Here is a 1031-nt window from a genome sequence, read left to right as displayed (position 1 = left end):
GAGAGGTTGTTGACGGCGTGCCGTCTTGAAATGGGGAGGACCTCCTGACGGAGTGGATGTGTCTGGCATCAACCCGTAGGAGGTCCTCGTGTCCCACGCTAACGCCCGTACCACCGTGTTCGCTCGCCGCTTGATGGTCGAGCGTGTCGCGGCCGGGTGGCCACCAGCGCACGTCGCCGAGCAACTCGGGGTCTCGCGCGCAACGGTCTACAAATGGCTGCGCCGCCACCGTGACGGCGGTGAGGCGGGCCTGGCCGACCGGTCGTCGCGCCCGACGAGGATGCCGCGGCGGACCCCGGCTCGGGTCGAGCAGCGGGTGCTCGCTGCGCGCCGGCGTCGCCGCCGCGGGGCGGTCGTGTTGGCCGCCGAGCTGGGTTTGAATCCCTCGACGGTGGGGCGGATCCTGGCCCGCCACCAGATGCCGCACCTGGCGGCGATCGACCCGATCACCGGCCAACCGGTACGCGCCTCGCGCCGCAGCAACATCCGCTACGAGCACCGCACCCCGGGCTCGATGGTCCACGTCGATGTCAAAAAGCTCGGACGCATCCCCGCCGGCGGCGGGTGGCGACTACACGGGCGCGACGCCGCGATCTCAGTCGCCAACCGGCACAAACGAACCCCGATCGGCTACGACTACATCCACACCGCCATCGACGACCACACCCGATTGGCCTACAGCGAGGTCCTGCCCGACGAGAAAGACCTCACCAGCGCCGAGTTTCTGCACCGAGCCTTGGCCTGGTTCGCCGACCACGACATCCGTGTACGCCGCGTGTTGACCGACAACGCTCTGGTCTACCGCCGCGGCAGCAACTGGGGCTGGGTCTGTACCGCGTGGGGGCTCAAACGCCGCTTCATCCGGCCCGGCTGCCCATGGACCAACGGCAAAGCCGAACGCTTCAATCGCACCCTGCTCACCGAATGGGCCTACGCCCGACCCTGGTCGTCGAACCGGAACCGAACACGCGGCCTTGACCGCTTCCTCGTCCGCTACAACACTCAACGAGGCCACTCCGCCCTCGGCGGAC

1 protein-coding gene is annotated in these 1031 nt (G+C 68.7%); it reads left to right on the top strand.

Features of this window, described 5'->3' with window-relative positions; genetic code table 11:
• Nucleotides 1–88 precede the first annotated feature (88 nt).
• Nucleotides 89–1031: IS481 family transposase (locus Q1A98_RS22330; RefSeq protein ID WP_299577639.1), on the top strand; the 943-nt coding region annotated here is incomplete at its 3' end.

Source organism: uncultured Williamsia sp. (assembly GCF_947494875.1).
Lineage (GTDB): Bacteria > Actinomycetota > Actinomycetes > Mycobacteriales > Mycobacteriaceae > Williamsia_A.
The sequence above is the reverse complement of the archived record's forward strand: the minus strand, read 5'-3'. Positions and strand labels throughout refer to the sequence as shown.